The following is a 21,477-nucleotide window of genomic DNA, read 5'->3' as shown; positions in this document are numbered from 1 at the left end:
TTCTCCGGACGCTTAACGTCGCCTAAACGCCAGTCGGCTCAATTGTTTCAAGATTGCCGATGGACGTGTGACTTGGACGTGTGACCTGGGACGTAAGACTTGGGTCGTGACTTTGGGGTCATGGGTGGATGGCCGGGGCCGCTCCTAAACTGAGAGCTGATGATCGTGCCGATCGGACACCGTCCGGTCGGCATGATCGTGCGCTCCGGGCCGGTCTGATCTCAGTCATGGTGCCGTTGTCGCTGACGCTGGTTCAATGCGGCAAGGCGCCGGATCCGGCGGCGTTGGCGGCGAACTCCCAGGCGAATGTCCAGGTGGTCGCCAAGACCAATTCGCAGATCTCGAACGCGCGCGTGGCAAGCGGCGACACGTTCGAGGATCGCTTCCCTGCCCCGCAGTTTAGGGAGCGCTTTCCCTCGGCGAGTGAAGGCTTCCTGCAACGGCAGATGTCGGACTTCTCGCCCAAGAGCGCGGTCCAGCGACAAATACCGGAGCAGGCGTCCTACAAGGTGGCCTCGCTCGAGCCGCAAGTCCCGTACAAGCGCCCCGCCCGCGAGGATCTGACGACACTCGTCAGCATGAAGTCGTCGGCCTTCCCCTATTTCGGCAACAACCCCGCTTCCGACGCGCCCTTCCTCAACATTTCCAAAGGCGACCGCCGCGGCCACCGCAGCTATTCCGGCCGCGTCTACTGGCAGGACGAGACCTATAGCGACAGCCGCGTGCTGGTGCACGTGCCCGAGCATTTCGACCTGCGCAAGCCGGGCGTGATCGTGGTGTTCTTCCACGGCAATGGCGCAACGCTCGAGCGCGACGTCCGCGACCGGCAGATGGTGCCGAAACAGGTCACCGATTCCGGCGCCAATGCGATCCTGCTTGCGCCGCAGATGGCGGTCGACGCCGCCGATTCCAGCGCCGGAAAATTCTGGCAGCCGGGCGGCTTCAAGCGCTTCATGGCGGAATCGGCCGACCATCTTGCGCGCCTCACCGGCGATCCCAACAGCGCGCGCGCCTTCGCCAACATGCCGATCGTGATCGTCGGCTATAGCGGCGGCTTCCTGCCGACAGCCTGGAGCCTGGAGGTCGGCGGCATCAGCGACCGCGTGCGCGGCGTGGTGCTGCTCGATGCCGTCTATGGCGAGATGGACAAATTCGCGTCCTGGATCGAGAACCACCGTTCCGGCTTCTTCGTCAGCGCCTACACCCGCCACACCGCGCGGCGCGACCGCGAGCTGATGAGCATGCTCCGCCAGAAGGGCATCAGCGTCGCCGAGGACATGGACGGGCCGCTACGACCCGGCAGCGTGGTGTTCGTGGAGACCGGCGAGGGCATCACCCATCGCGACTATGTCACCCGCGCTTGGACGCGCGATCCGCTCAAGGACGTGCTGGTGAAGATGGCGGCGACGCCGTCGCTCGCGCTGACGCGCGTCGCCTCCACAAATCCCTAGCCGGGCCGATATCAGGTCTCGATATCAGTTCCAAATATTAGTTCCTGGGCAGCTTCGGAATGCTCTCGGCAAAGCCGTTGAAGCAGGCCAGCCGCTCGTCCTCTTCCTTGAAGAAGCGGCAGTCGGCATAGCCCTTGGCCTTGGCCGGCTTCGGCTTCGGCGCCGGCGGGATCACCGCGTCGTAGCAGTTGAGGCGATCCTTGGTGCCGTCGTCGATCTCGAGGCAGGCCTGGAGGCGGACGGCGATCGATTGCGGCTTGCCCTTTGGAGCGGCGGCAGCCTCCTTGGCGCCTTTCGGCTTGACCTGCACCAGCGGCTTGTCCCCCACCATGGGTGGCTTCTCGGTCTGCGCAAATGCGGAGGCTGAATAGAGCACCGCGGCAACCGCCAGAATCATCCTCATCTCAGTCAACTCTCTTTGATCCCCACGCCGGCCTTCTACCGCTCCCGCGCGAGGTTTGCCAAGCGCCTTGCGCGCACGACCTGCTGCGTTCAGGCGGTGGCGGCAGCCGCCCGCCGGGGCCGGGTCACGACCACCAGGATCAGTGCCAGCACGACGAAACCGACCGCGACGAAGCCGAGCGCGTGCAGGAGCTCGCGGGCGAACAGCAGCCCGCCGACGGCGGAGCCAACCGCCTGGCCGATATAGAGAACGGACGTGTTGAGCGCCACGGTGGCCGATGCGAGCGGCGGCGCAGCCGCGACCAGCCGCACCTGCTGCATCGAATTGGTCGAGGCGAAGCCAAGGCCCCAGATCGCTACCGCGCCCGCCATCATGACGAGCGAGCCGGCGCCGAGGGCCCACCCGCTCATCCCGGCAAGCAGCAGGCAGGTGAACAGCAACGAGGTGCGATAGGGCCCCGCAGTGTCGACGATGCGCGTGGCGACGACGACGCCGAGGAAGCCGCAGATCCCGTACAGCGCGAAGACCGAGCCGATCGCATCGGGACCGGCGCCGGTGAGCTTGTTGAGCAGCGGGCCCATATAGGTGAACACGACGAACTGCCCCGACATTTGCAGCATCGTGATCGCGAGCAGCAGCAGGATCGTCCTGCTTCGGCCGACGGCGGCCCATGTCTTCAGATCGACCGGTGCGCCCTGCAGACCCGCCGGCAGACGCAGCAGCAACAGCAGGAAGCTGACGCAGCCGAGCGCGCCGACCCCGCCATAGGCCGCGCGCCAGCCGTAGCGGCTGGCGATAAAGGTGATCAGCGGCAGGCCGACGGCGGCTGCGAGCGACCAGCCGAGGAAGAGGTACGCAATGGTGCTGCCGCGCCGTTCCGCCGGCACGATCAGCGCAGCCGTGCCGGCCGCCTGCGGCGTATAGAGCGAGCCGACTGCGAGCATCGCGAGCCGCATGATCAGCAGGCTGGTGTAATCGGGCGCAAACGCGGAGGCGAGATTGCCGAGTGCGAGCACGGCCAGCGTCGTGGCGAGCAGGGTCCGCCGTTCGATGCGGCTGGTCAGCCACGCCGTCAGCGGCGAGCCGACGCACAGCGTCACCGCGCCGAAGGTGATCAGGAGCCCGGCCGCGTGGATGCTGATCCCGAGCCCCGCCGACAATTCCGGCAGCATGCCCGCCGGCGCCAAGACCGAGCAGCCGGTCACGAGATTGCCGAGCATCAGGGCGGTTGGCGCGAAACGGCCGGCAGCTGGGGCGCTTTTCATGCAAACGCATGTAGCGGCGGCCTGCGACCGGTTAAAGGGTACAACGTCAAATAGTTGCGGGCTCCGCCCCGGGTTTTGCGCGCCACTTTCTTGGAAATGCCGGATTGCGCAGGCCGAATCGCCTGATATATCGCTCGTTCCCGCTTACCTGCGCTCGTTCGCAGGAGTGAGCCCCAGGAGAAAAGCAATGTCCGACCAGCCCAAGTCCGAGTCCGGCTTCCAGTACAGCCTGTCCAATTTGAAGCCCGTGACCCCCGCGGCCAAGGTCACCCTCACCTTCCCCGACGGCGCCAAGCGTCAGTTCGACAAGGGCATCACCGGCCTCGATATTGCCAAGGGCATCTCGCCGTCGCTGGCCAAGCGCACGGTCGCCATGGCGCTCGACGGCACGCTTGCCGATCTCAACGATCCCATCGAGGCCGACGCTGGAATCGAGTTCGTGAATCGCGACGACCCGCGCGCGCTCGAATTGATCCGGCACGACTGCGCACACGTGCTGGCGGAAGCGGTGCAGACGCTGTGGCCGGGAACCCAGGTCACGATCGGCCCCGTGATCGAGAACGGCTTCTATTACGACTTCTTCCGCAACGAGCCGTTCACTCCGGAAGACTTTGCCGCGATCGAGAAGAAGATGCGCGAGATCATCGCGCGCGACAAGCCTTTCACCAAGGAAGTCTGGGACCGCGAGAAGACCAAGCAGGTGTTCCGCGACAAGGGCGAGGCCTTCAAGGTCGAGCTGGTCGACGCCATTCCCGGCACCGAGCCGATCAAGATCTACTACCAGGGCGACTGGTTCGACCTGTGCCGCGGCCCGCACATGACCTCGACCGGCAAGGTCGGCAATGCCTTCAAGCTGATGAAGGTGGCCGGCGCCTATTGGCGCGGCGACAGCAACAACCCGATGCTGACCCGCATCTATGGTACGGCCTTCGCCAAGCAGGAGGATCTCGACGCCTACCTCAAGCAGATCGAGGAAGCCGAGAAGCGCGACCATCGCAAGCTCGGGCGCGAGCTCGACCTCTTCCACTTCCAGGAGGAAGGTCCGGGCGTCGTGTTCTGGCATCCGAAGGGCTGGACCATCTTCCAGCAGCTGATCGCCTATATGCGCCGTCGCCTTACCGGCGATTACAGCGAAGTCAACGCGCCGCAGATCCTCGACAAGGTGCTGTGGGAGACCTCGGGCCATTGGGGCTGGTATCGCGAGAACATGTTCGCGGCGCAATCGGCCGGCGACGAGGCCGAGGACAAGCGCTGGTTTGCGCTCAAGCCGATGAACTGCCCCGGTCACGTCCAGATCTTCAAGCACGGCCTGAAGAGCTATCGCGACCTGCCCTTGCGCCTCGCCGAGTTCGGCGTGGTGCACCGCTACGAGCCCTCCGGCGCCATGCACGGCCTGATGCGCGTGCGCGGCTTCACCCAGGACGACGCGCACATCTTCTGCACCGAGGATCAGCTCGCCGAGGAGTGCCTGAAGATCAACGATCTGATCCTGTCGACCTATGCCGATTTCGGCTTCACCGGCGACCTCACGGTGAAGCTCTCGACCCGGCCGGAGAAACGCGTCGGCACCGATGCGATGTGGGATCACGCCGAGCGCGTGATGGCGACGGTGCTGCGCGAAATCCAGTCGCAGAACAATCACATCAAGACCGAGATCAACCCGGGCGAAGGCGCGTTCTACGGACCGAAGTTCGAATACGTTCTGCGCGATGCCATCGGTCGCGATTGGCAGTGCGGCACCACGCAGGTCGACTTCAACCTGCCGGAGCGGTTCGGCGCCTTCTACATCGACCATGACGGCGGCAAGAAACCGCCGGTGATGGTGCACCGCGCGATCTGCGGCTCGATGGAGCGCTATATCGGCATCCTGATCGAGCATTATGCCGGCAACTTCCCGCTCTGGCTCTCGCCGGTGCAGGCGGTTGTCACCACGATCACCTCGGAAGGCGACGAATACGCCAAGGTGGTGCTGGAGCAGGCGCGGCGCGCCGGGCTTCGGGCCGAGATCGACCTGCGCAACGAAAAGATCAACTACAAGGTCCGCGAGCACTCGCTGGCCAAGATCCCGGCCCTGCTCGTGGTCGGCAAGAAAGAGGCCGAGACGCATTCGGTCTCGGTCCGCCGGCTCGGCAGCGACGGCCAGAAGGTGATGACCACGGCCGAGGCGATCGCCGCCCTGGTCGACGAGGCGACCCCGCCGGACGTGAAGCGGGCCCGCGGCGCCGTCTGAGCCCTGAAATCGATCTAAATTCGCTTCCGGTTGCGGGCGTGCATGCTTATCTCGGCATGGCACGCCCGCCGACCATTTGAAGAGGATATCGCAGTGCCCGACGCCATCGAACTCCTGAAGACCCGCCGCTCGGTCAAGCCGCGCGAGATGACGGGGCCCGGCCCGTCGGCGGCCGAGCTCGAGACCATCCTCACCATCGGGGCGCGCGTGCCCGATCACGGCAAGCTCGCGCCGTGGCGCTTCATCATCTTCGAGGGCGACGCCCGTGCACGGGCCGGCGAGGTGATCGCGCGGGTCTTCGCCAGGAAGAATCCGGGGGCGCCGGCGGCCGACGTCGAGACCGAGCGCAAGCGCCTGATGGACGCGCCGCTGGTGATCGGCATCGTCAGCTTCACCAAGCCGCACCCGAAGGTGCCGGCGTTCGAGCAGGAATTGTCGGCGGGCGCCAGCGCCATGAACATCGTCACCGCCGCCGCCGCGCTCGGCTACGGCGCCTGCTGGCTGACCGGCTGGTTCTCGTTCGACCGCGACGTGCTCGACGGCCTCGGCCTCAAGCCGGATGAGAAGCTCGCCGGCTTCATTCATGTCGGCACGCCGACCAAGCCGAGCGAGGACCGTCCGCGCCCGTCCCTTTCGGACATCGTGACGCGATTTTAATCGATGTTGTGTTGACGCATCGAGCGTCTTGCGGCTTGATCCCGCCGGGGAGGAAGTTGCGGATGAGACGCCGTGAATTTCTGGTCGGGGCAGCCATGCTGGCCGGCACGATGGCGCGAACCCGGGCCGCGGACATCCCCGCCCCCTCGCCCGACGGGCTCGACCGCATCACGGCGTTCTTCGACAACGAGGTGGCAAGCGGCCGGCTGCCGGGCGCCGTTATTTTGGTGCAGCAGCACGGCAAGCCGGTTTATCTGAAGTGCTTCGGCGTGCGCGATACCAGGACCGGCCTTGCGATGACGCCGGACACGATCTTCGCCATCCACTCCATGACCAAGCCGATCACGTGCCTTGGCGCGATGATGCTGATCGACGAGGGCAAGCTTGCGCTGACCGACCCCGTGTCGAAATACATCCCGCTGTTTGCCGAGACCAAGGTCGGCCTCGAGGTGACCCGGCCCGACGGCAAGCTGGAGCTCGACTTCGTCCCACCTGAGCGCCCCGTCAACATCGAGGATCTGCTGCGGCATACTTCGGGCATCAGTTACGATTACATCGGCAGCGAATGGGTCGAGCACGCCTACAAGGCCGCCAATATTTTCGAGGGTCCCTTCAACAACAGGGAGTTCGCCGATCGCATCGCCAAGCTGCCGCTGGCGCGGCAGCCCGGAACGCTGTGGCGCTACGGCCATTCCACCGACGTGCTCGGCAGCGTCATCGAGATCATCTCGGGCCAGACGCTGTACGACTTCCTGAAAGCACGCATCTTCGATCCGCTCGGCATGAACAGCACCAAATTTACGCTCGCGACCGAGGACGAGCTGGCGCGGATGGCGCGGCCGCTGCCGAGCGACTCAATCCTGCTCGCCGGCGAGCGCGACCGCCTGGACCATCCAGAATGGCAATCGGGCGGCGGCGGCCTGCTCTCGACCATCACCGACTATCAGCGCTTCTCGCAGATGCTGCTCAACGGCGGCGAGTTCGAGGGCAGGCGCTATCTCAGCCCCGCCGCGTTCAAGGCCATGACGACCGATCAGATCGGGCCGGGCTCCGGCGTCGGACGCGACTATTTCTATTTTCCAGGCGACGGCTTCGGTTATGGCTACGGCCTTGCGGTGCGCACCGATCCCGGCAATGCAAAACCGCCCCCGCCGGGCTCGCTCGGCGAATTGAAATGGGACTCGGGGAGCGGCACCTATTTCGGCGTCGATCCCAAGCTCGACATGGTCTACGTCATGATGCAGCAGACCCAGAACGAGCGCGGCCGCATTACCCCCGCGTTCAAGGCGCTGGTCTACGATTGCTATCCGCCCGCATTACGCCGCCCGTGAGGTGCGCTGGCCGAAATCGGCGAGGAGCTTTCCGAGCTCGACCGCCGGCCGCGCGGCGCTGAACAGAAATCCCTGCACCTCGTTGCAGCCTTCGGCGCGCAGCCAGTCGAGCTGATCCTCGGTCTCCACGCCCTCCGCGGTCGTGGTGATATTGAGGCTGCGCCCCAAACCCGAGATCGCGCGCACGATCGCACCGCAGTCGGGCCGCTCGGCCAGATCCTTGACGAAGGAGCGGTCGATCTTGATCTTGTCGAACGGAAAGCTGCGGAGATAGCTCAGGCTGGAATAGCCGGTGCCGAAATCGTCCATGGAAATACCGACGCCGAGCTCGCGCAGCTGGTGCAAGGTGGCGACATTGGCGTCGGTCTCGGCCAGGAAAATCGACTCGGTGATCTCGAGCTCGAGCCGCTTCGGCGACAGGCCGGACTGCGCCAGGGCCGAGATCACGACCTGGACCAGGTTGCGGCTGCGGAATTGTGCCGGCGACAGGTTGACGGCGACCTTGACGTCGACGGGCCATTTCACCGCCTCGGTGCAGGCTTCGCGCAGCACCCATTCGCCGAGCTGGGTGATCAGGCCGATGTCTTCGGCGACGGGGATGAACTCCGCGGGCGAGATCATGCCCTTGTCCGGATGACGCCAGCGCAGCAGCGACTCGAAGCCGGAGATGCGGTCGGAGGCGATCGACACCAGCGGCTGATAGTACAGCTCGAACTCGCCGTTGGCGAATGCCCGGCGCAGATCCAGCTCCATGTCGCGGCGCCTCTGCGCCTGGAGGTCCATCTCACGCTCGAAGAAGTGGTGCACGCCGCCGCCGTCGGCCTTGGCCCGGTACAGCGCCATGTCGGCATTGCGCATCAACTCTTCCGGCGTGGTGCCATCGCCCGGCGACAGCGCGATGCCGACGCTGGCGCCGATCACCATCTCCTGTCCGTCGACGTCGTAAGGTGCCTTGAGCATGTCGATCAGCAGGGAGGCACAGGCGCTGGCCTCGTTCGGCGAGACGTCGGCAGCCAAGATGACGGCGAACTCATCGCCGCCGAGCCGCGCGGCGAGATTGGTGCCGCGGACCGCAATCGTCAGGCGCTCGGCGACCTGCTTCAACAGGCGATCGCCCACCGGATGACCGAAGGAATCGTTGATGTTCTTGAACAGGTCGAGATCGATGTAGAGCACGCCGACCCGTTTTCCCGCGGCCTGGTCCAGCGCCTGCTTCAGGCGCTCCTGGAAGTGTTCGCGGTTCGGCAGGTCGGTGAGCCCGTCATGATGCGCCATATAGGCGATGCGCGCTTCGGCCTTGCGCCGTTCGGTAATGTCGACCACCGCCACCAGATAGCCGTCGCGCTCGTCGAAGGCGACGCGACGGCCGAAGGTGAGCACCTCGATCTCGCTGCCGTCGGCGCGCAAGTGTCGCCAATTGCGCGAGGAGTGGTAGGCGTCGCCGAGGCGCTCCAGCGCCGCGGCGTGGCTGTCCCACTCGTCCTCCGGCCAGATCTCGTGCAGCTTCATGCGCAGGAAGGTCGCGCGGCTGTAGCCGTAGTGCTGGACCGCGGCGTCGTTGACGCTGAGGAACTCCTTGGTCTCTGCGTCGAACACCCACATCGGCATTGGATTGTTGTCGAACAGGAGGCGGAACGAAGCATCGCGCCGCTTCAGGACGGTGACATCGGAGATGGTCAGCGAGACCACGTCGGCAAAGGCCGTGGCGCTGAGCCTGAGGTAGCGCCCCTCGCTCTCGAGCTCGAGCTGCTCGCAGCGGCTGCCCGATACGGCCTTGAGCAGGAATTCCATCACCTCGGGCAAGGGCAGCAGCGTGCCGCCTTCGCCGATCCGCCGCCACAACAGGCTTGCGCCTGCAACCTTCAGCAGCTCGCCCGCGCTCTTGTTGTGGTGCACGACCTGAAGGTCGAACGGCTTGCCGGCGGCATCGCGCAGCGTCGCCAGCGAGACCACCGCGTCTTCGGTCGCTGAAAAGATGGCGTCGAGCAGATTGTACTGCGCGCCGCGCTCGTTGACATAGGCGCCGATCAACGTCGCGCCCCAGCGCGAGGACGTCGGCAGCGCCAGCACGTCGTAGGTTCTGACCATTCCGTCGCGCACGCAATGCGCGCTCGCCAGGTGCGGCCGTCCGGCCGCCAGCGCGCTCGCCGCCGCTTCCGACAGCGCCGTGGCGCAATCGGGCGACAGCTCGGCCAGGGGAATGTCCCAGCGCTCCTCGCCGAGCCATTTCTGCACGTAGCGTCCGCTGCGCGACAGCTCGAGCACGCCATCGTTCTTCAAGAGCGCGATGTGGTCTGCAAGCCGCCCGAGACTGCCGAGCATGACGTCCTCGTAGCGCGGCAGCCGCTCGCCCGGCTTCAACGCCGCACGCCATTTGCGCTGAAGCACCGGGATGTCGTCGAACATTTCGGCGGCCGGTTTTCCCGGCATCTTCTTCGCGGCAGTCATTGCAGTCCCCAACGCACTTTCCCGCCGCATCCAATGCAGGCGCGCTTAACGACATGTAAAAAGCGCGCAGGCGCGGGGTCCATTCAGCGATTATGACAGTTTTAAGTCAGGTGTTGGTTAGTGGGCGTTAGAGACTGTGACGGTTGCGCGAAGCTGCTCTCGTGTCCCGGACGCGACGCGTAAGCGGTGCGGCGCAGAGCCGGGACCCAGCAAGGTACAGAACTCGCTGCTACATGGCCCCGGCTCTGCAGCGGCACGAGACGTTCAGGTACACAGCTGCCTCAACACCGTCATTGCGAGCGCAGCGAAGCAATCCAGAATCCCTCCGCGGAAAGACTCTGGATTGCTTCGCTGCGCTCGCAATGACGGAGTGTGTGGTGGGCAGCGCGTTCTTCAATTCGCATTTCGGTCGCGGACACGCCTTCGCATCCTCGCGGCGGACTCGCCCGAGCTTTGCTTCTTGCTCACCCTCATAATTGAAAGAGGGCGCAGGGAAGACCGGGTGCCGGCCGGGCACCCACGGTCCACTGTGCGAAAGGTGGCAACGAAGAATTTGCACAGCGGCATACAGGTGAAGCCAAACATCCGGCCTTCCCTGCGCAGTGGCTTTACGGCTTATGTCGTGCTCTCCCCGGGGAGCGATGCACTATTGCCCCCGTCGCCTTGCGGATGGCTGACGCGTGGGCCCGGTTGGGCCGCTCACATCACCACAAGACTTGGCGCACAGACCCCGGGCGCCAGGACCACACGATTTTGCCGTACGCCGATGACACCGGTCGTATGCGCGAGGTCTTTGCTCACGGCTCTCCGCCCTGCAAACCCTTTCGCGCCAACGCCATCAGCGTCCACCGCCCCCCGGCCCGCGTTCGTGACGATCGCGATACGCCCCTCTTCCTTGGGCCCGGTTGCGCGACACATACGCGATTTCCGAATTTCGGTAAAGCGGAATATTTTCGGCCGCGTGCGTTGACCTAGCGCTCGCGTGTTTTGCCCGTCGGGCAACGCAAGGGATGGTGGCCCTACCCCGCTAATCCTCGCTGGAGGCCGCCGAGCGGTTGCGCAAATAGGCCTGGGACAGCAGGAAGAACAACGCGCGTTCGCCCTGATATTTGGCGGACGGGCGCGTGCGCTCGAAGCCGTCGGCAAATATCTTGCCGGACTGGTCGCACACCTGCCACCGCCAGCCGAACCGCTTGCGCCTGGTGAGGATCACTTCGAACATGCCGACAAGCCTGGTCCCCTGCTCCATGCCGGTCCTGCAAGGCATGAGCCTGCTCCGGCTTCCCCCGTTGGACGGACGCCAGACATATAGCGCAGCAGGATGGAAAGAGAATAAAATTGATGATCGGAAATACGTACCGTCCACGGTCGTAAGCAAGACGCGCTGCTGCCGGAATAAGCCGATGCCGCCGGTGTTTCCTGGCCCCCTCCACGCAATGATGACGCTACCAGTGTTCACAACAGAACACAGAGAGGGGCCCGAGGTTACCTGGCAGAAACGCGCTGAAGGTGACGGTAACAGAAGATGCACAGCCGTGCGCGCGATGAGAATCGTCGTGCCGGAGCCTCTCGCCGACGGCTGGCCTTAGCGCGCGATGACCTCGACTTCGCCGTCGACGCCGTTGACGACGTTGAATCCGCGCTCGTAGACCTTGCCCTCGTTCTTGGCGATGGCGCGGTACTCGCCTTCGGACAGCACGACGCGCGGGAATGCGCCGATCGATTCCTTGATGACGTCGCCGCCCGGGGTCAGCACCGACCAGGCGGTGTTGGCGAGCGCCTCGCCGCCCCTGTCGCTGACCAGCTTGAGCGTGATGACGGCGGCGCGGTGGGTGATGGTGACGTCGGTGAGCTTGCCGGCCTGGACGCGGATGTCCGAGCGCACCACCGAATTGGCATCGCCGTAATTGGAGACGATGTAATAGGTGCCCTCCGGGATCAGCACGACGTCGCCGGCGGCGACGTTCGGCACCAGGGACGCGCGCTCGCCCGATTCGAACTGGCTGCCCTTGTAGATCGCGAACGAGATCTGGTTCTGCGGAATGCGGCTGGTACCGACGCGGCCCTCGATGCGCAGGCCGCCGGCCGGCAGCACGAAGGATTCGCGATTGGTCTCCGACTTCAGGCTGACGGTGCGCACCGCGCTGACGAGGCCGAAGGCGACGTGGACGACATAATTGCCGGGCGGCAGCACGATGTTCGGCGTCCCGCTGCGGTCCTCGCGGATCAGCTTGAAGGTGCCGTTCTCGTCGGGCCGGTCGGCAAATACGCGCCAGACCAGGCCGCTGGTGATCGGGGCCGAGTCCTTGCCGTACTTCGCCGTCAGCGACAGCACGCCCTGTCCGGGCACGGCCGCATTCAGCGGGGCGGCGGGCGGCACGGTCGAGACCGCGGGCGGTGGCATGCTGGGGGTCGCCGGCTGCATCAGGGTCGGCGGCAGGCTTGAGGGTCCCGCGCCCAGCCCGGAGGGCGGCGCCAGGCTGACAGCGTTGCCTGGGTCGGGCACCGAGGCCGGCGGTACCGGCGGCGGACGATCCGAGAAAAGCTGCGCCTGGGCGGCATTTTGGCCGGAAGTAAAGAGGCATACGGCAAGGATCAGCGCCGGCAGCAGCCTGCCGCTGCGCCGCCATCCGCTGATGCCGTCACCCCCGCGTGTCATGCTCCCTGCTTTTCACCGAAAACGCGGCAAATTCAAGCCTCTGAAACCCCAGGAAATACGGCCCTAGACCTTCGGTGGAACCGGCTTGACGGCTGCGTGATTAGCCCCTTGGCAACTGGCCCTCGCCATATTCCTGCCCCGTGCCCTTTCCAAAGCGGCATAAACCATGCTTCGCGCCTGATATGGCGGAGCGCAAGTGCGATGCCTAGTCTGACGATGCGGGCTGGCCCGGCGTAGGAGAGTTTCGGTGCTGGACAGATTGAAAGGCCGGGGCGCGAACGGCTCGAACGGCGAGAAGGTGAGCGAAAAAGTCGGCGAAAAAGTTGGCCTGGGCAGCATCCGCCGGCCGGTGATCGGCCTTGCCCTCGGCGGCGGCGCGGCGCGCGGCTTTGCCCATATCGGAATACTGAGGACCCTGATTGCCAATGGAATCGTGCCCGATGTCGTGGTCGGCACGTCGATCGGCGCCGTGGTCGGCGGCCTCCACGCGGCCGGCCGGCTCGATACGTTCGAGGAATGGGGGCGCAGCCTGCAAGGGATGCGCAACATTCTCGGCTATCTCGATATCCGTCTCAACGGCTCCGGCCTGCTCGGCGGCGAGAAGCTCGCGACCCGGCTCGAGGAGGCGATCGGGCAGATCCTGATCGAGGATCTGCCCATCAAGTTCGCGAGCGTCGCGACCGAGGTTCGCACCGGCCACGAGATTTGGCTGACGCGCGGCCGCGTGGTCGATGCCATGCGCGCGTCCTACGCCCTGCCCGGCATCTTCGCGCCCGTGCTGATCGGCGACCGCTGGCTGGTCGACGGCGCGCTGGTGAACCCGGTGCCGGTCTCGGCCGCCCGCGCGCTCGGCGCCGAAATCGTCATCGCCGCAAATCTTTCCAGCGACATCTTCACCCATTCCACCACGATCTATTCGCACGGCGCGGTGCCCGCCCCGGTCGTACCGGTGGCCGAGGAGCCGACGGCGAAGCGGCGCTTCCCGCGCCTGTTCTCGCCCGAGAAGACGATGAAGCGCGAGTTCTTCGGCGGTAACGGCCGGCCCGGCATCTCCTCGGTGATGGTGGACGCCTTCAACATCATGCAGGATCGCATCACCCGCGCCCGTCTCGCCGGCGATCCGCCCGACATGCTGATTACGCCGCGGGTCGGCCAGTTCGGCTGGTTCGACTTCCACCGCTCCGAAGACCTGATCGCACATGGCACGCGCGCTGCGGAGCGTGCGCTGGAGTCCATCCAGGAGGCGATCCACGTGCTGGCGCCGGCGCCCGCGGGCATCGCGCCGAAAGCGGACGAGCCGAAAGCGGGAGACTTGGCCTGATCAGGCGGTCTTGATGTAGTCGCGCAGGGCTTCCTGCTCGCTCTCGTATTCCTGGACGCGGCGCTTGACGATGTCGCCGATCGAGATCAGGCCGACCACCTTGCCGTTGTCGATCACAGGCAGATGACGGAACTTGCCGGTCGTCATCATCTCCATGAGCTCGGCGACGGTGTCGGTCTCCTTGCAGGTCACGACCTTGCGGGTCATCACCTCCGAGACTGGCGCCTCCAGCACGCCGGCGCCGCGCTCGCCGAGCACGCGCACAATGTCGCGCTCCGACAGGATGCCCTCGAGCCGGCTCTGGCTCATCACCAGCACCGCGCCGATCTTCTTCTCAGCCAGCAGCTTGATCGCGTCCGCCAGCTTGGCGTCGGGCTCGACGCTCATGATCTGGTGGCCCTTGGTGTTCAGAATGGAACGTACCGTCATCGTCGCCTCCCTGAATCCGAGCCGTCCGCCTTTGGTGGTTCGGACTTGTTCGCGAGTCTTCAACTAACAGTTACAGCGCCGGTTTCACGCTCGTGCGCTTTGCGAAGCATCGTCGCTAAGGACGTGTCGCTTCGGAACATTCTTCGCGGGAATGATGGATGAATTCGGGCCGCGTCGCAAGCGCCGCTTCAGATTCGGTCTGAAACGTCCCGTGATGACGCATCCGCAGCATCGCTTCGCACGCGCGGCACGGGATCGAACAGCGCGAACAACAACAGGCCGGCGAAGAAGCCGCCGATATGCGCCTGCCAGGCCACGCTCGTGGTTTCCGCATCGATGCCGATCGCGCCCACGCCGAAGATGATGTTGACGCCGAACCACACGGCGAGGAAGCCGACCACCCGCCCGTCGCGCAGCGCGCGCGACAGTGGCAGCGCCGGAACTTTCGCGGCGGTATCGGCATCCGATCGGCTGAACGACAGGAAGCTGCCGCGGACGAAGGCAAAGCGGATTGCGGCGGCCATCGCGCCCGACACCGAGGCCGAGGCGCCGATCATCGGCGCCACCGCATGCTCATGGGTGATGAGATGGGCGAGCGCGCCGGCCGCCGCCGTCACGCCCAGGAAGGCGAAGAACCTGACGGTGCCGAAACGCCGCGCCAACGCGCTGCCGAACGGCAGGAGCCACAGCACGTTGAAGCCAAGATGGGTGAGATTGGCGTGCAGCAGCGAATAGGTGACGAAGGTCCAGACCTTCGCCCCCGCCCCGCCCGGGATCTGCAGATTGAGCAGCGAGGAATCGTAGCGCTTCGGGATGAAGCCGAAGACGTCGATGGTCCAGTTGTCGAGCTCGGGCGGTAGCAGCACGCGCAGATGGATCGCCGCCAGCAGCAGGATATACGCGGTCAGCGCCGGAGGCAGCGTCAGGATCGGCTCGCGCGGAGCCTCCACGACGGCCGGCGGGCCCGGCTCAGGACCTTGCGGCGATGAATCTTGCGGGGAATCCAAGGCAGCTTCGCTTTCGGGCGACATCGGGGCGACAGGTTTGGAGATAGGCGCCTTTGCCGTCCCTGCGCAAGTGCACAAAAGGAAATCGTGCGGGCTGTATCCCGGCTCTGCGCAGCAGCGCTAAGGCGCTGCAGCGCGTCCGGGACACCAGGGCCCCCGATGCGGACCGGTTTCGTGTCCCGGACAAGGCGCGGCACGAAGTGACGCGCCGCAGAGCCGGGACCCAGATTTCTCTGTCGAGTGCAACATGGGCCCCGGCTCTGCAGCGCATCACTGAAGGAGTGCTGCGCTGCGTCCGGGGCTCACGAACTAGCCGACAAAAGGAAAAGGCAGGGCCCTGGGAAAGCCCTGCCTGTCCGTGTCGGTCTTCCGATGGCCGGAGAGATAAGGCGTATCCCCACCCCTCCCCGCGGCCCGTGACCAAACTGTTTGACGCCCTGTACAGGCCCCGCCGAGAACCTGGAGAAAAGCGGCGAGGCTTGCGACCGCGGTCACCATAGCAGGCGCGCGGCCGGCACGAAGCGCATAGTTAATTTAACGTTAACGACGCAAAGGCCGGCCCAAGAAGCCTGAAAACGCGCCGGCGGCATGGACGCTGCAAATCCCCTCCTGCACAACAACAGAAGGGATCGCGGGTGCACTGAAGCGGGACAAGTCTGTCCCTTCGAGGTTGCACCCCGGGGCGAGCGTTCAGTCATGAAACATCCGTCGAGCCGCGCGTTCTTCGCGTATTGGGACAAGAAGCGCGGCACTGCACGGGCTCCTGACCGGGGCGACATCGACCCGGCCGCGGTCCGCGGCCTGCTCGGCGACATCTTCGTGCTGTCCTGCGAGCAGAACCTCGGCTTCCCGTTCCGCGTCGCCGGCACGCGCGTCTGCGCGCTCGCGGGAACCGACCTCAAGGACCGCAGCTTTGCGGCGCTGTTCACAGAGGCCAGCCGCAGCGAGATCGAGGAGATCACGACGATCGTCGCCGACGAGACGCTGGGCGCGATCGCCGGCGTCACCGCCGCGCGCGAGGACGGCAGCAAGGCGCATCTCGAGCTCCTGCTGCTGCCCTTCAACGCCCGCCCGCATACGCCGGTCAGCGTCACCGGCGTGCTCGCGCCGTTCGACGACGAATGTGGCACGTTGTCCGCCTTCACCCTCACTTCCTGGCGCTACCTGCACCAGCCGGAGAAACTCCTGCCGCGCGCCATCCGCAAACTGCAGATCGCGCGCGGGCTGATGGTGTATGAGGGGCTGCGATAGGGCCCCTGCAGACGTGCGGCGATCCTGCGATGGATCGTCGCGCAGCGTGACCGTTTTTGCCGGATTTGCGTCATTCCTGACGTCGATGCGACCGGATAGCTTCCGCGCCGCGTGAGACGAGCGGGTGACATCATGATGAGCTGGCGCAATCTGGCGTGGACTGCCCTCGGCGGCATGACATTGCTGGCAGGGATCGGCGCGACCTGGCTGCTCCTGCTGCCAGCCGCGCCAGCCTCGGGAACCGCACCTGCGATTTCCAGAGACGAAACCGAGTCGACCCTGGCGGCGCTGAAACCGCCGAAACGCAAGCGCCCCTTGATCGCCATCGTCGGCATCAACGACATGAGCGAGACCACCGATTATCTGATGCCCTACGGCATTCTCGCCCGCGCCGACATTGCCGACGTCCTCACCTTGTCGACGCAGAAAGGGCCCGTCACGCTCTATCCCGCCCTCAAGGTGCAGCCGCATGCGACCATCGCCGAGTTCGATGCCGCGCACCCCGATGGCGCCGACTACGTCATCGTGCCGGCGATGAGCCGCGACGACGACGCAACGGTCTTGCACTGGATCAGGAGCCAAGCCGGCAAGGGCGCGATTGTGATCGGCGTGTGCGTCGGTGCCACGGTTGTTGCCAACACCGGGCTGCTCGACGGCAAGCGGGCCACGACGCATTGGTATTCCGTGGGCGATCTGAAGAAGCATTCGACGATCCGCTACGCGGCGGACCGCAGGCTGGTCGTCGACCAGGGCGTCGCGACGACCACTGGCATCACGGCATCCATGCCGATGGCCCTCACCTTGATCGAGGCGATCGCCGGCCGCGCCAAGGCCGAGGCGGTCGCCGGCGACATCGGCCTTGCGCGATGGGACGCACGCCACCGCAGCGACGCGTTCAGCTTCACACGCCCCTTCGCGCTGACGGCGATCGCAAACACGCTCGCATTCTGGAAGCGCGAGCAACTCGGCATCGCGTTGACGCCTGATGTCGACGAGGTCTCGCTCGCCCTGATCGCCGATGCGTGGTCGCGCACCTACCGCTCGCGCGCCCTCACCTTCGCCGCCACGGCAGAGGCGCGGACCAGCCGCAGCGGTCTTGGCATCCTGCCGGACCGCATTGCCGGGAGCTGGCCGGTGGAGCAGGCCGTGCCGGATTCCGGCGCCTCGCCGCCGGCGCGGGCGCTGGACGAAACGCTGCGCGCGATCGAGACGCGCTACGGAGCACGCACGGCCGACTTCGTGGCGATGCAGCTGGAATATCCGCGATAACGACCGCCAGGATCTTTCCCGCTGCGCGCATCGCCGCGGCGGAATAGACTGGGACACCACGAACGACGGATCGACATGAGCAAGCCGCATTGGCGTCCCGCGCGCGCCTCCGACCTTCCTGCGATCAGCGCGATTGCGGCACGCATCCATCCGGCGTTGCCCGAACGCGAAGAGGTGCTGGCGGAGAAGATCACGCTTTGTCCGGAGGGCTGCGGCGTGCTCGATGCGGACCAAGGCATCGTCGGTTACGGACTGGCGCATCCCTGGATGCGGTACCGGATTCCGCCGCTCGACGGCGTTCTGCAGGAATTGCCTGATGGCGCCGATTGTCTCTACATCCACGATGTCGCCGTACTGCCGGACTTCCGCGGCGGCGTCGTGCGCGCTTATGTCGCCGATATCGAGAAGCTGGCGCGTGCATCACGCATCGCAACGCTCGCGCTGGTCTCGGTCCACGGCACGCCGCCGCTATGGGAACGCATGGGCTTTCGGGCTGTGACGGCGGATGCTGAGTTGCACGCAAAGCTCGCATCCTATGGCGACGACGCGACCTACATGCTGCGCGAACTTGCCGCGACGTAATGCCCGTCCCCGGGCAAAATTGATCGGATTGCTTCGCAGGACGCCGTCAGGCTGCTTCACGCCGCCCCCGCGCGGAACGACTGCCTGCCCCCGGACTTCCCGTTTCGTAGACCCAGGCCTCCTTGGCAAACCACTCGTGCGTTGCCGCACACATCTCGCAATACGTGCGAGAGAAGAACACTGCACTGCACCGAAATCGTTCGCGGTCCATCTCGATGCCGGTCGAAATGGCTCGGCCCGTTTCCGGGCACTTGATCATCACCATACCCATCTGATTTCCTCCAGCTCGGCATCCCTTCACGGAAAGGCGTCGCCGCCATCAGCCGGACGGCGTCTCTTCTGGCGAAGACGCTCGTCCGCCGATTCACGCGGCCGATAGCCTCGATTCAAGCTGCCCTGTGCAGAACCCGGTTGAAGCTCTTCTTGATCGGCTCGGCCGTCTCGGTCGCAACCCTCTCGGCAAGGTCCCAAAGCTCCCGGTTATGCCCGGAAGCCATTTCAAAGGTCCTGCGGGTGTGGGTGGTGGAGAGGTTCACGACATCCGCAAACGACCTCGCATCGGCGAGCTGGGACAGGAATTCCAGGGTGGAGCTGGTATTGATTTTCGATATTTCGATGACCTTGGTGCCGTAGTCGGCGGCACGCGTGGCATTGGTCGCACAGGCTTCGCGGAAAGCGTCGGTGATCTCCTCGGAAGCCGCCTTCATCTGCTCGAGATTTGCCTTGGCCCGCGCGGCGCCCTGCTCGGCAAGATTGCCGAAGATCTCCTGGATATTGAAAAACGGCACGTCGAACTTGAGCCTTGCACCACCATTCCCACCCGCGGGAGTGGCATTCGTCTCGGCTTTCACATTGGCATCATGCATCGTCATTCCATCCTTTCACGCGAAACCAGATGTTGGATTGAAGACTCTCAGAAGCTCCCGGGTGCGGGCCGCACCGGGAAACCAGTGCCCCTACTCTCAAAATGGAGGGATGCTGCTGATGAGCTGCTCTCGCCCCCTGCCGATGCCAACTATGACAAACCAGGATCGGACCTTCAGTTCGCTTTCAGACTCTCGACTTGATTAAATTCGATTCAAGCGACGACTCGCCGCAGGCGCCGCTCTTGCCGCTTTGTTGCGCCATAGCGCACCGCGCGAGCCTTCGGCGGCGTTAGTCTGGCCGGGGCCGGAAAGCGGCAGATCAGCCCCGACGCTTCTTCTTCGCATTTTTTCCGGGCGCGCCCTTCGCAGGCCACGGCGTGACCGAAGGCTCTGCATGGCCGGGCCTGTTCTTGTTCTTGTGCTTCTTCTTTCCGAAGGAAGGCGCATCGCCGAATTTCGGCGCGCGCTCGCCCTGAGGCTTGCTGCGCGGCTTGAATCCGGCTGCCTCGCGCGGGCGATCCTCGCGCCGTTCATGATGAGCGCCGGCCTCGCGCTGCGGCGCGCGGGAGCGCTCCTGAGGAGCTTCTTGCCGGTGCGGCGCATCCGTCATCGGCTCGATCCGGATGCTGTCTTCCTTGTCGGGACGCTTGATCTTCGCCGCAAAGGATTCGGCGACCCGATTCGAGATCTCGAACTCGGTGGTGGTGTCCATGATCTTGATGGCGCCGATGTCGCGCTTGTCGATGCCGCCGCGGCGACAGATCATCGGCAGCAGCCAGCGTGCTTCCGCGTTCTTGCGCCGCCCGATGGCGGCGCGGAACCAGACGCTGCCCTCCGCCATGGCGTGCTTCGACGATTTCCCAGCCTTCGATCGCGGCTTGGCGCGGTCATCGCCCTCTCCGGATCTATCACGCCCGCGCTCCGGCTTGCCGCTCCGTTCGCCGGGGTCGATGATGTCCTCGGGCGACGGCAGCCGCGCGCGATATAGCCGCGCCAGCGCGGCGGCGATGTCCTCGGCCGAGCGCTCCGCCAAGAGCGCTTGCGCCAGAGCCAGATCGTCGGGAGTGGTCTCCTCCGTGAACAGCACGTCCTTCATGCGTGCGTGATCGAGCTTGCGGATGTCATCCGCCTGCGGCGCCGTTCCCCACACCGCGTCGATCCCAGAGAGATCGAGCAACAGCTCGGCGCGCCGTCGCCGCGTGGGCGGCACCAACAGGACGCTCGTCCCCTTCCGGCCCGCGCGCCCGGTGCGGCCCGAGCGATGCTGCATGACTTCGGCGTCGTTGGGCAAATCGGCATGGATGACGAGGTCGAGGCTCGGCAGGTCGATTCCGCGGGCGGCAACGTCGGTCGCAACGCAGACGCGGGCGCGGCCGTCGCGCAGCGACTGCAGCGCCAGGGTGCGTTCGTTCTGAGTCAATTCACCCGACAGCGCGACCACCGAAAAGCCGCGCTCCAGGAGCGCGGCTTGCAAATGCCTGACGGCATCGCGCGTGCTGCAGAACACCAGCGCGCTCGGCGCTTCGTAGAAGCGCAGCACGTTGACGACGGCATGCTCGACGTCGGCGGGCGCGATGCGGATCGCGCGGTATTCGATATCGGCGTGGCCGCCCTCGTCGCCGGCGACCTCGATCCGGAAGGCGTCGCGCTGATATTGCCGCGCCAGCGCGACGATGCCGCGCGGAAACGTCGCCGAGAACAGCAAGGTGCGGCGCGTCTGCGGTGTGGTCTCGAGGATGAATTCCATGTCCTCGCGAAAACCGAGATTGAGCATCTCGTCGGCCTCGTCGAGCACGACCGCGGCGAGTTCGGAGATGTCGAGGCGGCCGCGCCGCAGATGATCGCACAGACGCCCGGGCGTACCGACAACGATATGTGCACCAGCGGCCAGCTCGCGCTGCTCGCGCCGCGGATCCATGCCGCCAACGCAAGAGACGACACGCCCACCGGCATGCCCATAGAGCCAGGCCAGTTCGCGCTGAACCTGGAGCGCGAGCTCGCGGGTCGGCGCCACGATCAAGGCGAGCGGCGCGGCGGCTGGTGCGAACTGCTCGGCGTCATCGAGGATGTTGTTCGCGATGGCCAAGCCGTAAGCGACGGTCTTGCCGGAACCGGTCTGGGCCGAGACCAGGAGGTCGCGGCCGGTGGCTTCATGGGCGAGCACCGCGAGCTGGACGGGCGTCAGTGAATCATAGTTCCGCTCGGCCAAAGCGCGGGCGAGCGGCGGGGTCAGGGCCGGAAGAGACACGAGATGGGAAACCTTGTTTGATTCAGGCGCGCGAACGGTTGAACCGGCGCCCCGAGCTGC

General features: G+C 65.5%; 17 protein-coding genes. 8 read left to right on the top strand and 9 right to left on the bottom strand.

Features of this window, described 5'->3' with window-relative positions; translation table 11 throughout:
- Window positions 1-128: 128 nt before the first annotated feature.
- Window positions 129-1,451: an alpha/beta hydrolase gene (locus ABIA45_RS04340; RefSeq protein WP_271544662.1), complete on the top strand. Its 1,323-nt coding sequence runs from the start codon at window positions 129-131 to the stop codon at window positions 1,449-1,451.
- 37 nt (window positions 1,452-1,488) lie between these two features.
- On the opposite strand, the gene ABIA45_RS04335 is transcribed toward ABIA45_RS04340, so the two are convergent.
- Both ABIA45_RS04335 and ABIA45_RS04330 read right to left on the bottom strand, forming a co-directional pair.
- Window positions 1,489-1,854 carry a hypothetical protein gene (locus ABIA45_RS04335; RefSeq protein ID WP_157280621.1) on the bottom strand — a complete coding sequence of 122 codons (366 nt, stop codon included), beginning with the start codon at window positions 1,852-1,854 and terminating at the stop codon, window positions 1,489-1,491.
- Between the two features lie 89 nt (window positions 1,855-1,943).
- On the bottom strand, window positions 1,944-3,119 hold the full coding sequence (locus ABIA45_RS04330; protein ID WP_271544665.1) for an MFS transporter: 1,176 nt from the start codon (window positions 3,117-3,119) through the stop codon (window positions 1,944-1,946).
- Window positions 3,120-3,306: 187 nt separating this feature from the next.
- On the opposite strand from ABIA45_RS04330, the gene thrS reads away from it, so the two are divergent.
- The 3 genes from thrS (at window position 3,307) to ABIA45_RS04315 (ending at window position 7,337) form a co-directional block, all read left to right on the top strand.
- On the top strand, window positions 3,307-5,349 hold the full coding sequence (gene thrS / locus ABIA45_RS04325; protein WP_404651141.1) for a threonine--tRNA ligase: 2,043 nt from the start codon (window positions 3,307-3,309) through the stop codon (window positions 5,347-5,349).
- 93 nt (window positions 5,350-5,442) lie between these two features.
- Window positions 5,443-6,006: a nitroreductase gene (locus ABIA45_RS04320; RefSeq protein ID WP_271544669.1), complete on the top strand. Its 564-nt coding sequence runs from the start codon at window positions 5,443-5,445 to the stop codon at window positions 6,004-6,006.
- A gap of 62 nt (window positions 6,007-6,068) precedes the next feature.
- Entirely contained in the window at window positions 6,069-7,337 is a 1,269-nt protein-coding gene (locus ABIA45_RS04315) for a serine hydrolase domain-containing protein (RefSeq protein ID WP_404651139.1), read from the top strand.
- Here the strand turns inward: ABIA45_RS04315 and ABIA45_RS04310 are convergent.
- The 3 genes from ABIA45_RS04310 to ABIA45_RS04300 form a co-directional block, all read right to left on the bottom strand.
- Window positions 7,323-9,785, bottom strand: a complete 2,463-nt coding sequence (locus ABIA45_RS04310; RefSeq protein WP_404651137.1) for a putative bifunctional diguanylate cyclase/phosphodiesterase — start codon at window positions 9,783-9,785, stop codon at window positions 7,323-7,325. The genes ABIA45_RS04315 and ABIA45_RS04310 overlap by 15 nt on opposite strands.
- Before the next feature lie 1,027 nt (window positions 9,786-10,812).
- Window positions 10,813-11,052, bottom strand: a complete 240-nt coding sequence (locus tag ABIA45_RS04305; RefSeq protein WP_244941448.1) for a hypothetical protein — start codon at window positions 11,050-11,052, stop codon at window positions 10,813-10,815.
- 318 nt (window positions 11,053-11,370) lie between these two features.
- Entirely contained in the window at window positions 11,371-12,444 is a 1,074-nt protein-coding gene (locus ABIA45_RS04300; protein ID WP_404651136.1) for a hypothetical protein, read from the bottom strand.
- Window positions 12,445-12,691: 247 nt separating this feature from the next.
- Here ABIA45_RS04300 and ABIA45_RS04295 point away from each other — a divergent pair, with 247 nt between their 5' ends.
- The gene (locus tag ABIA45_RS04295; RefSeq protein ID WP_275511212.1) at window positions 12,692-13,765 is read left to right on the top strand and encodes a patatin-like phospholipase family protein; all 1,074 of its coding nucleotides are present in this window, start codon (window positions 12,692-12,694) and stop codon (window positions 13,763-13,765) included.
- Here ABIA45_RS04295 and ABIA45_RS04290 read toward each other — a convergent pair whose 3' ends face one another.
- Both ABIA45_RS04290 and ABIA45_RS04285 read right to left on the bottom strand, forming a co-directional pair.
- Window positions 13,766-14,194 carry a CBS domain-containing protein gene (locus ABIA45_RS04290; RefSeq protein WP_225124846.1) on the bottom strand — a complete coding sequence of 143 codons (429 nt, stop codon included), beginning with the start codon at window positions 14,192-14,194 and terminating at the stop codon, window positions 13,766-13,768. It abuts the gene before it with no gap.
- A 188-nt stretch (window positions 14,195-14,382) separates the two neighbouring features.
- Complete coding sequence (locus tag ABIA45_RS04285; RefSeq protein WP_404651135.1) at window positions 14,383-15,201, bottom strand: rhomboid family intramembrane serine protease; 819 nt, start codon at window positions 15,199-15,201, stop codon at window positions 14,383-14,385.
- A 696-nt stretch (window positions 15,202-15,897) separates the two neighbouring features.
- Between ABIA45_RS04285 and ABIA45_RS04280 the strand changes: the two genes are divergently transcribed.
- The 3 genes from ABIA45_RS04280 to ABIA45_RS04270 all read left to right on the top strand — a co-directional run bounded on the left by ABIA45_RS04280 (window position 15,898) and on the right by ABIA45_RS04270 (window position 18,303).
- Entirely contained in the window at window positions 15,898-16,452 is a 555-nt protein-coding gene (locus ABIA45_RS04280; RefSeq protein ID WP_271544681.1) for a PAS domain-containing protein, read from the top strand.
- 135 nt (window positions 16,453-16,587) lie between these two features.
- Window positions 16,588-17,721, top strand: coding sequence for a DJ-1/PfpI family protein (locus ABIA45_RS04275; RefSeq protein WP_271545096.1), 1,134 nt, complete (start codon window positions 16,588-16,590; stop codon window positions 17,719-17,721).
- A 75-nt stretch (window positions 17,722-17,796) separates the two neighbouring features.
- Window positions 17,797-18,303: a GNAT family N-acetyltransferase gene (locus ABIA45_RS04270; RefSeq protein WP_404651132.1), complete on the top strand. Its 507-nt coding sequence runs from the start codon at window positions 17,797-17,799 to the stop codon at window positions 18,301-18,303.
- Between the two features lie 386 nt (window positions 18,304-18,689).
- Here ABIA45_RS04270 and ABIA45_RS04265 read toward each other — a convergent pair whose 3' ends face one another.
- The gene (locus tag ABIA45_RS04265; protein ID WP_404651130.1) at window positions 18,690-19,169 is read right to left on the bottom strand and encodes a phasin; all 480 of its coding nucleotides are present in this window, start codon (window positions 19,167-19,169) and stop codon (window positions 18,690-18,692) included.
- Between the two features lie 319 nt (window positions 19,170-19,488).
- Window positions 19,489-21,417 (bottom strand): DEAD/DEAH box helicase, encoded by a 1,929-nt coding sequence (locus ABIA45_RS04260; protein ID WP_404651129.1) that lies wholly within the window; start codon window positions 21,415-21,417, stop codon window positions 19,489-19,491.
- Between the last annotated feature and the right edge of the window lie 60 nt (window positions 21,418-21,477).

The sequence above is a fragment of the Bradyrhizobium sp. USDA 336 genome, assembly GCF_044908355.1.
Lineage (GTDB): Bacteria > Pseudomonadota > Alphaproteobacteria > Rhizobiales > Xanthobacteraceae > Bradyrhizobium > Bradyrhizobium yuanmingense.
Note: the sequence above shows the minus strand (reverse complement) of the source record. Positions and strands in the feature narration are given on the sequence as shown.

What these genes read in the sequence shown, in the direction of transcription:
- ABIA45_RS04335 (WP_157280621.1), bottom strand. Translation starts at nt 1,854, where the DNA reads ATGAGGATGATTCTGGCGGTTGCCGCGGTGCTCTATTCAGCCTCCGCA.
- ABIA45_RS04330 (WP_271544665.1), bottom strand. Translation starts at nt 3,119, where the DNA reads ATGAAAAGCGCCCCAGCTGCCGGCCGTTTCGCGCCAACCGCCCTGATG.
- ABIA45_RS04265 (WP_404651130.1), bottom strand. Translation starts at nt 19,169, where the DNA reads ATGCATGATGCCAATGTGAAAGCCGAGACGAATGCCACTCCCGCGGGT.
- ABIA45_RS04300 (WP_404651136.1), bottom strand. Translation starts at nt 12,444, where the DNA reads ATGACACGCGGGGGTGACGGCATCAGCGGATGGCGGCGCAGCGGCAGG.
- ABIA45_RS04305 (WP_244941448.1), bottom strand. Translation starts at nt 11,052, where the DNA reads ATGCCTTGCAGGACCGGCATGGAGCAGGGGACCAGGCTTGTCGGCATG.
- ABIA45_RS04290 (WP_225124846.1), bottom strand. Translation starts at nt 14,194, where the DNA reads ATGACGGTACGTTCCATTCTGAACACCAAGGGCCACCAGATCATGAGC.
- ABIA45_RS04280 (WP_271544681.1), top strand. Translation starts at nt 15,898, where the DNA reads ATGAAACATCCGTCGAGCCGCGCGTTCTTCGCGTATTGGGACAAGAAG.
- ABIA45_RS04340 (WP_271544662.1), top strand. Translation starts at nt 129, where the DNA reads ATGGCCGGGGCCGCTCCTAAACTGAGAGCTGATGATCGTGCCGATCGG.
- ABIA45_RS04315 (WP_404651139.1), top strand. Translation starts at nt 6,069, where the DNA reads ATGAGACGCCGTGAATTTCTGGTCGGGGCAGCCATGCTGGCCGGCACG.
- ABIA45_RS04310 (WP_404651137.1), bottom strand. Translation starts at nt 9,785, where the DNA reads ATGACTGCCGCGAAGAAGATGCCGGGAAAACCGGCCGCCGAAATGTTC.
- ABIA45_RS04275 (WP_271545096.1), top strand. Translation starts at nt 16,588, where the DNA reads ATGAGCTGGCGCAATCTGGCGTGGACTGCCCTCGGCGGCATGACATTG.
- thrS (WP_404651141.1), top strand. Translation starts at nt 3,307, where the DNA reads ATGTCCGACCAGCCCAAGTCCGAGTCCGGCTTCCAGTACAGCCTGTCC.
- ABIA45_RS04270 (WP_404651132.1), top strand. Translation starts at nt 17,797, where the DNA reads ATGAGCAAGCCGCATTGGCGTCCCGCGCGCGCCTCCGACCTTCCTGCG.